The sequence below is a fragment of the Agathobaculum sp. genome (genome assembly GCF_050946325.1).
GTDB lineage: Bacteria > Bacillota > Clostridia > Oscillospirales > Butyricicoccaceae > Agathobaculum.
In genome coordinates, this window is sequence record NZ_JBMNUP010000053.1 from 1 (window position 1) to 10,657 (window position 10,657).

The 10,657-nt window shown below is 63.1% G+C and carries 12 protein-coding genes; all 12 read right to left on the reverse strand.

Going from position 1 to position 10,657, the window contains the following annotated elements:
- A partial coding sequence (locus ACOYIE_RS05865; RefSeq protein WP_433411330.1) for a hypothetical protein occupies positions 1-864 on the reverse strand: 864 nt, incomplete at its 3' end.
- Between the two features lie 176 nt (positions 865-1,040).
- Positions 1,041-1,814 carry a sirohydrochlorin cobaltochelatase gene (locus ACOYIE_RS05870; protein WP_433411332.1) on the reverse strand — a complete coding sequence of 258 codons (774 nt, stop codon included), beginning with the start codon at positions 1,812-1,814 and terminating at the stop codon, positions 1,041-1,043.
- Position 1,815: 1 nt separating this feature from the next.
- Positions 1,816-2,439, reverse strand: coding sequence for a precorrin-8X methylmutase (locus ACOYIE_RS05875; protein WP_433411351.1), 624 nt, complete (start codon positions 2,437-2,439; stop codon positions 1,816-1,818).
- An 8-nt stretch (positions 2,440-2,447) separates the two neighbouring features.
- Entirely contained in the window at positions 2,448-2,978 is a 531-nt protein-coding gene (locus ACOYIE_RS05880) for a cob(I)yrinic acid a,c-diamide adenosyltransferase (RefSeq protein WP_433411333.1), read from the reverse strand.
- Positions 2,975-4,477 carry a cobyric acid synthase gene (locus ACOYIE_RS05885; protein ID WP_433411335.1) on the reverse strand — a complete coding sequence of 501 codons (1,503 nt, stop codon included), beginning with the start codon at positions 4,475-4,477 and terminating at the stop codon, positions 2,975-2,977. The genes ACOYIE_RS05880 and ACOYIE_RS05885 overlap by 4 nt, the downstream gene beginning before the upstream one ends.
- Complete coding sequence (locus ACOYIE_RS05890) at positions 4,477-5,535, reverse strand: pyridoxal phosphate-dependent aminotransferase (RefSeq protein ID WP_433411337.1); 1,059 nt, start codon at positions 5,533-5,535, stop codon at positions 4,477-4,479. The genes ACOYIE_RS05885 and ACOYIE_RS05890 overlap by 1 nt, the downstream gene beginning before the upstream one ends.
- Before the next feature lie 14 nt (positions 5,536-5,549).
- Positions 5,550-6,518, reverse strand: coding sequence for an adenosylcobinamide-phosphate synthase CbiB (cbiB, locus tag ACOYIE_RS05895; RefSeq protein ID WP_433411339.1), 969 nt, complete (start codon positions 6,516-6,518; stop codon positions 5,550-5,552).
- Entirely contained in the window at positions 6,509-6,844 is a 336-nt protein-coding gene (locus ACOYIE_RS05900) for a bifunctional adenosylcobinamide kinase/adenosylcobinamide-phosphate guanylyltransferase (protein WP_433411341.1), read from the reverse strand. The genes cbiB and ACOYIE_RS05900 overlap by 10 nt, the downstream gene beginning before the upstream one ends.
- A complete protein-coding gene (locus ACOYIE_RS05905; protein ID WP_433411343.1) occupies positions 6,841-7,629 on the reverse strand; it encodes an adenosylcobinamide-GDP ribazoletransferase in 789 nt (262 codons plus the stop codon). The genes ACOYIE_RS05900 and ACOYIE_RS05905 overlap by 4 nt, the downstream gene beginning before the upstream one ends.
- Positions 7,626-8,156 (reverse strand): bifunctional adenosylcobinamide kinase/adenosylcobinamide-phosphate guanylyltransferase, encoded by a 531-nt coding sequence (locus tag ACOYIE_RS05910; RefSeq protein ID WP_433411345.1) that lies wholly within the window; start codon positions 8,154-8,156, stop codon positions 7,626-7,628. The genes ACOYIE_RS05905 and ACOYIE_RS05910 overlap by 4 nt, the downstream gene beginning before the upstream one ends.
- Positions 8,157-8,183: 27 nt before the next feature.
- On the reverse strand, positions 8,184-9,242 hold the full coding sequence (gene cobT / locus ACOYIE_RS05915; RefSeq protein ID WP_433411347.1) for a nicotinate-nucleotide--dimethylbenzimidazole phosphoribosyltransferase: 1,059 nt from the start codon (positions 9,240-9,242) through the stop codon (positions 8,184-8,186).
- Positions 9,232-10,587, reverse strand: coding sequence for a cobyrinate a,c-diamide synthase (locus ACOYIE_RS05920; protein ID WP_433411349.1), 1,356 nt, complete (start codon positions 10,585-10,587; stop codon positions 9,232-9,234). The genes cobT and ACOYIE_RS05920 overlap by 11 nt, the downstream gene beginning before the upstream one ends.
- Positions 10,588-10,657 lie beyond the last annotated feature (70 nt).

Consider the following 10,657-nt stretch of genomic DNA (forward strand, 5'->3'; position numbering starts at 1 on the left):
ATGGTCCACACCCAGCATGGAGGCGCACAGGCCGGACGCAAGCGCGCACAGCGCAAACCACGTCCGTCCCTGTCCGCGGAACGCGCCTGCAACCAGCGCGCACAACCCATAGCAGCAGGTAAACAGCGCGCCCTGACCCGCGGCAAGGTCCATCGCCGCGCCGAAAACCACGCCGGACGCCGCGCCAACGGCCGGTCCGCCCAGATATGCCGCCGCCAATACAACAAGCAGCGCCAGCACCCGCGCCGGCGCAAGCAGCGAAAATACATCCATATCCGCAAGCGAAAGCAGCACGGTCGCCGTTATGGTCAAAAGCGTCGCAGGGCGGCGCCAGTCCTCCTGCTCCCGCGGCGGCGCCGCTGCCGCACCGTATACCATGCAGGACAGAAACGTCAGTCCCTGCGCCGCGGCAAACGCCAGCACATCGGCCGCGCGCAGCGCGCCGCCAGCCGGCAGAAACACAAAAGTACAGGCCGCGCCGGCCAGCGCCGCTACGGCAGGTGCAAACCATCGTTTTTCCATCACTTTCCATCCGGCGCATACGTTCATCACGCACAGCACAAGCAGCGCAGCGGCTGCGTATACGCCGCTTTTGGGCGAAGCGCCCAATAACATCGCGCCGCAGAACACGCCGCCGATGACGGACAGCCCCGCGCCGCGCGCCATCATCGCCGCCGCCATCGCCAGGCCGAAGGGAGCATATCCGCCGGGCGTTACCCCGCGCGACAGCACCGCGCACAGCGCAAACCGCCGCATCCCTGCCGCCACAGTATGCAGGCGTTCCTCACTGGCGCGCTGCGCCACCCACGCCGCCGCCCTGCCGATGAGCTGCGGCGCTGCTTTTCTGGTTTTTTGCTTGTCCATTCTGTTATGCCTCCCTTGTTTTCCCAGTATATCCCAATTCATGCGTGGGTTTTAGCGGAAAATAGGGCCGGAAATAGCAAAAAACACTTTTATCGCGAAAAAACAGCCGGCGGCCCAGGGCCGCCGGCTGAAAAGCCATGCTGCTGATACGGTGATGCCTCAGCCCATGCCGCGGCTCACTCTGCCTTTCTGCAATGGTCGACGAAAATCGCGCCGACGCCGGGAATCTCGCCAAGGCCGGTCATTTGCAGGTCAACCAGAAAATCCTCGCCGGCAAGGCGGTTTTTCCAGCTGGCTTCCCCGTCGCCGGCCAGATCGGTATGCGCATGCTCGCCCGCTGTAATCATCAGCGGCGCCAGATACACATGCGTCACGTCTTTGCGGTGCAGCCGCGCCAGAATATAGTCCAGATGCGGAAAGCCCTCGGTCGTGCCGACATATACGCGCTCCGCCCCGTGATAGCGGAAGCTGTTTTCCACCAGCGCGTATGCCGCGTTCGACGGATGCGCCGAACCATGTCCCATGAAGATATAAGCCTCGTCGCTGTCCAGCCGGGGCATGGCAACCACCAGCGCGTTGGTCAGGCGCAGATAATCCTGCGTATCCCACAAAAGCGGCTTGCCGATGCGGAAATCCGCAAACCGGCTACGGTACGGCTCTGCCTGCGCAAGCATTTTTTCATATTCTTTTCCGCAGATCATGTGCAGGCTCTGGCAGCGCACTTCCTCATAGCCCTCTGCCGCCAGTTTTTCCAGCAGCTCGTCCGGCGCCGGAATATGCTCGCCCTGCTCCCGCTCGATCCGCTCGGCCACTTTGCGTGAAGTAAACGCGCGGAACAGGTCATACGCCGGAAAAGCTGCTTTGAGCTGCCCTTCCAGCTGCTCTATCGCCTTGCGCGCCTTCCGGTCGACCGTGCCGAAACTGACCGCTATCAATGCTTTTTTACTCATTTTAAAACCCCTCCCGTTTTACCAGCTGATACAGCAGCGCGTTGACGATCGCTGCGGCGACGTTGGAGCCGCCCTTGCGCCCCCGCGCGATGATATACGGCGTATTCCCGCCGAGGAACAGCTCCTTGGCCTCAACCACATTGACAAAGCCCACCGGCACGCCGATCACCAGCGCCGGACGAACGCGCCCTTCCTCTATCAGCTCGTGCAGGCGGAAGAGCGCGGTCGGCGCATTGCCAATGGCAAAAACGGTGGGGCCGGTCAAATCTGCCGCGCGTTCCATCGAAACGACTGCGCGGGTCACGCCGCGTTGTTTTGCCTGCTGCGCAACTGCCTGCTCCGCCATAAAGCAGCAGGCCTGCCCGCCGAGCTTTTCAAGCGTTCCCTTGCTGATACCGGCAAGCGCCATATTGGTGTCGGTCACAACGGTCGCGCCCGCGCGCAGCGCCTGCAAGGCCCGTTCGACCGCGTCCGGAGAAAAGCACAGCGTATCCGCATAATCAAAATCCGCCGTGGTGTGGATGACCCGCTTTACCACTTCTTCCACGCCCTTCGGAAACGTGCGTCCCGCCAGTTCCTGCGTAATGATGGCAAACGACTGTTTTTCGATCTCCTGCGGTTTCATCTGTCCGTTCACAGTTCAATCCCCTCCCGTGCGGCAATGCCTTTGTCAAACGGGTGCCGCCGCTTGACCATTTCCGTTATATAATCCGCGCGCGCCTGCAATGCCTCCGACGGCCCGCGTCCGGTCAGCACCACTTCCATCCCGTCCGGCCGCGCATCCAGAAAATCCGTTACCGCCTGTTCCTCCAAAAAACCGCAGGACAGCGCAGCGCATACCTCGTCCAGCACAACAAGGCGCGCCCCTTCCCGCACGGCAAATGCGCAGGCCGCATCAAAGGTGCGCCGAACGGCCTGTGCGGTCTGCGTTTTTTCCTCCTGCGTCATCTGAAAGGAAAATTTGCGCACCGGATTGGCTGAAAGCAGGGTCACGCCCTCCAGTCCTGCCAGAATGCGGCACTCGCCTGATGTTCCGTCCTTCAAAAACTGCGCAATCACCACGCGATGCCCGCGCCCGGCGCAGCGCAGCGCCAGCCCTATCGCGGCCGTGGTTTTTCCCTTGCCCTCTCCGCAATACAGGTGTACCAGTCCGGCTCTGCTCATGTCGTTTCCTCCAACATCCGATAGATCTGCTCCATATCCAATGCCTGCCGCACGGTATCCGCCAGCAGATCGTACTGCTGCTCCCGATAGGCTGCCGCATCCTGCACCGCGCCGTCCAGCTGCACACCGCGGCGCTCTGCCAGCGCCTGCATCATGCGCAGCGCAACCCCCGGCGCATCGAACACGCCGTGCAGATAGGTGCCGTAAGCGTTTTCCGCCTGACAGCCATCCGCAGTTTTTGTGCCGTCCGTCCGCGTCAGCCGTGTCAGCGGCGCCGCGCCGTTCCTGCGCGTGGTTTCACCCATATGAATCTCATATCCCTGTATATGCAGGCCGGACAGCGGCGCGAACAGGCCGGAAACCGCATCAAAAACGCCTTCTGCCTGCACCGTCGTCTTTTCTGTGCGGAACACCGTGTCAACCGGCAGCAGACCCATGCCGCGCATCTCTCCGCCGCCCTCGGTCTGCTCCGGATCGGACAGCGTTTCCCCCATCATCTGATAGCCGCCGCAGATACCGAACACCAATGTTCCCGCCGCGTGCTGTTTGAGAATCTGCGCCTCCATGCCGCTTTCACGCAGCCACCGCAGGTCGGCCAGTGTGGATTTGGTGCCGGGAAGCACAATCAGGTCCGCGCCTTCCAGCTCCGCCGGCCGCGACGCATAGCAGACGGCGACGCCCGGCACGCGCTCAAGCGCAAACAAATCGGTAAAATTCGACAATCTTGGCAAACGCACCGCCGCAATGCGGAGCAGCGCCGGTACCGGCCCTGCATCCAGCCGCGCGGAAAGGCTGTCCTCCTCGTCAATATCAAACTGTCCATACGGCACCACGCCCACAACCGGCTTGCCGGTCAGCTCTTCCAGTTGGGACAGGCCAGGCCGCAGGATTTCCACATCTCCCCGGAATTTGTTGATGACCAGCCCCCGAATGCGCGCGCGTTCTTCCTCTTCCAGCAGCATGACCGTGCCGTACAGCGCGGCAAACACGCCTCCGCGGTCGATATCGCCCACCAGCAGCACCGGTGCGTTCACGAGCTTTGCCAGCCCCATATTGACGATGTCATCCTGCTTCAGATTGATTTCCGCCGGGCTGCCCGCGCCTTCGATCACGATGACGTCATATTCCGCGGCCAGGCTGTCAAACGCCTGTCGGATTACCGGCAGCAGTTTGCGCTTGCTGCCCCAGTATTCCCGCGCCGTCCGGTTGCCCTGCGCTTTGCCCAATACGATCACCTGCGAACCAGTGTCGCTTGTCGGCTTGAGCAGAATGGGGTTCATCCGCACATCGGGCGCAATGCCTGCTGCCTCCGCCTGCACGACCTGCGCGCGCCCCATCTCTCCGCCCCCAGCCGTGATAAACGAATTGAGCGCCATATTCTGCGACTTGAACGGCGCAACCCGATAGCCGTCCTGCCGGAAAATGCGGCAAAGCGCCGCGCAGAGCAGGCTCTTGCCCGCATTGGAGCAGGTGCCCTGCACCATAATGACCTTTGCCATCAGCCGTCCTCCCGTATTTCGTCGATTGCCTGCAGCAGCCGCTCGCTTTCCGCCTCTGTCCTGACCGCTGTGCGGTACCAGCCCGCGCCCAGCCCCCGATAGTTGGCGCAGCTGCGGATCAGTACGCCGCGCGCGGCCAGTTTTCTGTCAAGCGCCGTATCCTGTGCATGGAAGAGCAGAAAATTCGCCTCTCCCGCGCAGACTGCCATCCCGCGCGCGGACAGTTCCTGCCGCAGCCGCTGCCGCTCCGCTGCGATGCGCAGGGCGGTCTGCCGGGCAAAATCCGTCTCTTCTGCCGCCGCTGCCGCGCAGGCCTGCGCAATAACCGAAACATTCCACGGCTGTCCGGCGCGGTACAGTGCTTCGATCAGAGCGGTGTTCGACGTCATGCACCAGCCGAAACGCACGCCCGGCACCGCATACATTTTGGTATAAGCGCGCAGCAGAATCAGTCGGGGATTCGTGCCCAGCTGCGCCCGCAGGGTGTGCTGCGCGCTGTCTGTCAGAAAATCCCCAAAGCACTCATCCACAATCAGCCATGTGCCGTTTTGCGCGCACCGGCGCACGATTTCCTCCAGCAGCGCCGGCGCAATGGTGCGGCCGGTTGGATTATTGGGATTGCACAGATACACCGCCTCCCGCTCCGGCGTCAAATCCACCAGAAACCGTTCGGTCAGCGCAAAATCCTCCTCTTCCCGCAGCGTGTGAAAGGTGATGGATGCGCCCGCAAGCGTGCGCTCATACTCGGCAAACGCCGGCGCGGTCAGCAGCGCATTTTGGGGATGCAGAACGGCCGCCAGCCGGTCCAGCACATCCGCCGCGCCGCTTCCGCAGTACAGCCAGTCGGGCGGCACGCCCTCCGCCCGCCCGATTGCCTGCCGCGCCGCGCGGCAAAACGGGTCGGGATAGCGTGTGCAGTCCTCCACCGCCGCGTGCATCGCCTGCCGGACGCGCTCCGGTATGCCGAAGGGGTTGATATTTGCGGAAAGGTCGCGCGGCAGGCTGCCGTATCGTTCCGCGTGGGAGTAAACATCCCCGCCGTGTATATATTCGGGCATCCCCGTCCTCCTTTTCATCCAAACGGCGGCCAGCACAGAATCAGCCGCACCATAGCGCACAGCAGCAGCGACAGCACGCTGGCCGCGGTCATCAGGTCGGCCGCGCGCAGAATATCCCCGGGATTGGGCTGCCGGTCTGCATCGCCAAACGCCGCTTTTTTCACCGTTTTGCCAAAATATCTGGCATCCCCGCCAAGCCGGATATGCAGCGCACCCGCGCAGGCCGATTCGGTCTGTCCCGCATTCGGGCTTTTGTGTCCCATCCGGTCGCGGCGGAAGATGCGCAGCGCATTGCGGTTATCCAGCCGCAGCATACCTGCCCCGGCGATCAGACACACGGCTGCGAGCCGCGCCGGCAGAAAATTGAACACATCGTCCATGCGGGCGGATACCTTGCCGAAATACTCGTACCGGTCGTTGTGATATCCCACCATGGAGTCCAGCGTGTTGACCGCCTTATACAGCATGCCCAGCGGCGCGCCGCCGAGCAGCATGAAAATCAGCGGTGCCACCACGCCGTCGGTCGTATTTTCCGCCACGGTTTCCACCGCAGCGCAGATCACGCCGGTTTCATCCAGTTCTGCGGTATCCCGCCCGACATACTTGGCAACCGCCGCGCGGCCTTCTTCGGTCGAGCGCTTGATGGATGTATATACATCCATTCCCGCATCGTACAGGCTTTTGCGTGCAAAAATCAGCCAGCAGAGCAGGATTTCCGCCCCGCAGCCCAGCCAGAAATGGATACCTTTCAGCCACCGCAGCGCAAAAAACGGCACTGCAAACGAAACGCCGCACACCAGCACCCACAGCACCGCGCCCGCTATCGTCTCGCCGCGCGGCGTTTTGGGGAACAGACGGCGCAGAATCCGCTCTCCCCGCGCGATCAGCCAGCCGATCAGGCAGACCGGATGCGGCAGGCGCGCCGGATCGCCCAGCAGCCAGTCCAGCGCAAAGCCCAACAGCACCACACAGGTCAAATACATGCCGTTCCCCCTTTGATGTACTGCGGCACCCCGGCAATGACGCGTACAACCGCGTCCGCCTCTGCCGCCAGCGCGCAGCACAGCCGGCCGACCGCTTCGCGATACCGTTCCTCCTCCGGTTCAAGCGGCACCACGCCGCAGCCCACCTCGTCGCAGGTGACGGCGCGTCCGCGCAGGGCGGGCAGCAACTGCATCGGATCGCCCCCTTCTGCAAGCGTCTGCCGCACCGTCCGGTGCAGGTCTTTCGTCAGCGGCAGCGCCGGATATAGTTTTTCCGCCAGCGCGGCCTTGCCCTGATATGCCCCGCCGATCAATAATACCGTCATACTATCAACCCTCCAAACGCGGCGCACACGAGCGCGAGCAGCTCGGCAACCGAGATGCAGAAGCCCGCAAGGTCGCCCGTCATGCCGCCAAACACACGGCGGCTCATCTTTTCGTGCAGGCCGTACCACACAAGCAGCAGAACGGTCCAGATTTTTGCCGTCCGCACGCCCAGCGGCACCGCAAATACCAACAGACCCGCCAGCGTGATTACCAGCACAAATTCTACCATCAGCGTGGCGGCCACCACTTTTTTATCGCTGTTTTCCGCAAAAATATGCGCAAGTCCGGTGTCCTTCGCGCAGGGGGACAGCACAATTTTGCAGCCGCCCAGCGTCCGCGCCGCGGCAAAGCCCGCGCAGGCCAGCGGCAGCAATGCCGGCGTTTTGTAAAGCTGCGCAAAGCATGCCGCTTCCGCCAGCAGAAACGCCGTCAGCCACATCGGCCCAAACGCACCGACATGCGGGTCCTTCAAAATCGCAAGGCGCTTTTCCCTGTCGCCAAAGGAGCACAGCGCGTCGCAGGTATCGCACAGCCCGTCCAGATGGATGCCGCCCGATACCATCAAGGGAAGCAGTGCCGCGCCGACCGCGTAAAACAGCTCCGCCGCGCCGAAATGCGCGCAAAAACCGTACCACAGCCACTCCGCCCCGCCGATCAGCACACCGACGAGCGGCAGAAAGGAAAGCGCCCAGCGCATGGTTTTCTTCTCCCACTGCACCTGCGGCACGGGAATGGCCGAATACAGGGAAAACGCGACCAGCAGTCCGCTCCAAATGCTTTTCATATCGGGTGTTCCTCCTTTACCGGCAGCAGAATACCGCAAACCGATTCATATACCGCATCCGCCCGCCCGGCCAGCGCGGTATGCAGCCGGCCAAGCAGTGCCGCATAGCCGACGGTTTCCGGCGCATACGGCAGGTCGTCCGCAAAAATCTCATTTGAGACGATCACCAGCGTTTCGCAGCAGTCTTGCAGATGTGCAATGCCTGCAAGGATGCTGCCGAACGCCGCGTCTTTTGCCCCTTCGGGCGCAAACAGCTCGTTGGCAAGCAGATTGCCCAAATCTTCGAGCAATATCCCGTCATACCGGTGCGGCAGGGCCAATTCACGCAGACCGAGCGGGCGCTCCACCGTGTCAAAGCCTTTGCCCGCCCGCAGCGCGCGGTGCCGCGCGATCCGCGCCTGCGCCGCCGCGCCAAAGGGCTGCATGGTTGCCAGATACAGGCGGGAGCGCGCGGCATGTTCGCACAAAAGCCGCTCCGCGTGCTCGGATTTTCCGCTTGCAGCCCCGCCTGTGACTAAAATCAGCATGAATACGCCCCTTCCTGTTGTTTTCTGCTACCGCTGCGGCTGATAGGCTTCAATTCCCACTTCGTCAAACCGCGGCATCCCATCGTAGGCGGCCAGCGTCAGATCGAGCAGGCTGACGCCCGCCACCGCGCCGGTTCCCTCGCCCAGCCGCATCCCCGCGGTAAGAAACGGCTGCTTCCCCAGCGCTTTCAGCAGCAGCGCGCCCGCCGGTTCAGCCGGACAGTGCGCCGCAAGCAGATAATCCGCCGCCGCAGGGCACAGCCGTACCGCCAGCAGCGCCGCCGCGCAGGAAATCACACCATCAAGCACCGCAGGTACGCCGCAGGCCGCCGCACCCAGATACAGGCCGCACAGTCCTGCAATATCCAGCCCGCCGACCTTGTGCAGCACATCCAGCGCATCCTCCCCGTCCGGCCGGTGCAGCGCCAGCGCGGTTTCCACCGCGTGTACCTTGCGCGCCAGCCCTTCGGTGGACAAGCCCGCCCCCCGTCCGGTTACAGTGCGCGCATCGGCACCGGTCAGCGCGGCCGTAACGGCGGCGCTCGTCGTTGTGTTGCCGATGCCCATTTCACCGCCGCAAAGCAGGGTATATCCCTGCTTTACGCAGTCTGCGGCAAGGGCAATGCCGGTTTCCACCGCGCGGACAGCCTCCTGCCGCGTCATAGCGGCCTCGCGCGTCATATCCGCCGTGCCGCGGCGGATATTCTTCTGCAAAATCCTGCTGCCGCACACCGGACGCGCTACGCCGATATCGACCGGAAAAACCGTCATACCGATGTGCTGCGCCATTAAGCATACCGTGGACAGGCCTTTGTCCATATTTTCCGCCACCGCTGCGGTGACCTCCTGCCCGCACTGGGTCACCCCCTGCGCAACAACCCCGTTATCCGCGCAGAACACCACGCAGGCGCGTTTGGCGATGGACGGGCGCGGCGTGCGCCGGATGCCCGCAAGCTGCACCACGGCCTCCTGCAAAAGCCCCAGACTGCCGATCGGCATGGCGATTGCGGAAAACCGCTCGCGCGTTGCCTGCATACTGGCCCCGCACAGCGGACGCACAGAGGCAATTGTCTGTTCAAGTGTCATGTTTTCCCCTCCATGCAGCGCATTTCTGCACAAAATTTTCTGCAAAATCCGGATTGGCGCCAAAATACAGGTGCGGATACCCTGCATACAGCGTATCCGTCACATGCGCGCACGGCCACGTCCGCCCGTTCGGTTTGCAGGCGGTAAAACCGTCTCCCGCGTCGCTTGACACACCGTAATGAAATTCATGCGCGCGGATGCGCTCCCCTTTCCGGCAAAGCAGATTGTCCCGCGCGGCGGTCAGCTCCACATAGCCAAAGGGCTGCAGCCGGTCGCTGATGTGCGCGTCCAGCGGCAGCGCGCCCGCCATGGGAAATCCGTTCAGCGTCCGGTGCAGATACTGAAAGCCGCCGCACTCCGCAATGGCCGGCAGGCCGCGCGCTATCGCGCCGCGCACGCTTTCCCGCATGGAAACATTGGCAGCAAGCCGCTCCGCATACAATTCCGGATAGCCGCCGCCGAGATACAGGCCGTCCACGCCCTCCGGAAGAGACGCATCCTCCAGCGGAGAAAACCGAACCAGCTCCGCGCCAAGCGCCGATAGCCGTTCCAGATTATCCGCATAGTAAAAGCAAAACGCGCTGTCCTGCGCAACCGCGATGCGCACCGGCGGCGACACCAGCGGCAGTATCTGTTCCGGATGCTCCTCCAGCGGCGGCGCCGTCCGCGCCAGCGCAGCCAGACCAGCAAGGTCCAGCCCCTGCTCTGCGGCGTCTGCCAGCCGGTCAAGCCGGTATTGCAGGTCTTTGATCTCCGCCGCCGTCACCAGCCCCAGATGCCGGTCCGGAATGGCGGCCTCCGCCACAGGCGGCAAAAAACCGTACACCCGCAGTCCGGACCGCTCTGCAATCGTCCGGTAAAACGGATACATCGCAGCGGAAACGCCGTTCAAAATCACGCCTGCGAGCGTATTTTCCGCAAAGGTGCGAAAGCCGTGCAGTTCTGCCGCCAGCGAAAGCGACTGCCCTTTGGGGCGCACGACCAGCACGGCAGGGATGCCTGCCGTCCGCGCCAGATGCGCAGCGGACGCAGTATCCGTCGTGCCGGAAACGCCGTCATAGAAGCCCATCGCCCCCTCGACCACGCCCAGGCCGTCGGGCGGTATCCGCCGTGCCAGAGCGGCGCACACCTGCGTTTCTTCCATAAAGTACAAGTCCAGATTACGGCTGGGCACGCCAAGTACAGCGGTATGAAACATCGGGTCAATATAATCCGGTCCGCACTTGAATGCCGCCAGCGGTATCCCCTGCCGCTGCCACGCCCGCAGCAGAGCCAGCGTTACCGTGGTTTTGCCGCAGCCTGAGCCGGTGCCGCCCAGCAGCAGGCGGGGCGCGTTACGCTTCATGGCCGCCCCTCCCCGTCAGCAGAAAGACCGGATTGTTCGCGGTCATCATCGGATAACCGCCAACCTGCCT